The following is a 473-nucleotide window of genomic DNA, read 5'->3' as shown; positions in this document are numbered from 1 at the left end:
GGCCTCCTCCGCGGGCGCGGTGGCGTCCGGGAGGCCGACTTCGTCGATGGTGCGCCGCGCTTCGTCGCGCGGCGTCTCGGCCTCCTCGCCGACCTGCGGTTCGGCGGGAGGGGTGATGGTCGGCGTGCTCGGCGGCGGGGGCGGCAGCTGCTTCTTCTTGCGGCTGCCGACCACGAGCCCGCCGACCAGGCCGACAGCGACCAGGGCGATGACTACAGCGAGGATGACGATTTCGACGAGTTCCATAACCCGTCCAGTATCGGCCACGGCCGTCGCACAGGCGCTGCCCCGGCGGCCCCCGGCGATCCGCTGGGCCCCCTATGCACCTTTTGGCCGCAATGCGGGCGGACACCCCTACACTTCTGATGCCGCGTCAGGTACGGTGCGCCCGCTCGTCCGCCCGTGCAGCCGCCAAGCCGCCCGCTCCGGCGAAGGGACGCCCCGATGGCCTTCACAGTGGTCCGGTTCAATCT

At 71.9% G+C, this 473-nt stretch carries 1 protein-coding gene; it reads right to left on the bottom strand.

Annotation, left to right across the window (positions count from 1 at the left end; all coding sequences use genetic code 11):
* Positions 1 to 246: hypothetical protein (locus tag BCY78_RS24300; RefSeq protein ID WP_233499494.1), on the bottom strand; the 246-nt coding region annotated here is incomplete at its 3' end.
* Positions 247 to 473 lie beyond the last annotated feature (227 nt).

Origin of the sequence: Pararhodobacter sp. CCB-MM2, assembly GCF_001691415.1 — a bacterium.
Taxonomy (GTDB): Bacteria; Pseudomonadota; Alphaproteobacteria; order Rhodobacterales; family Rhodobacteraceae; genus Pararhodobacter.
The sequence above is the reverse complement of the archived record's forward strand: the minus strand, read 5'-3'. Positions and strand labels throughout refer to the sequence as shown.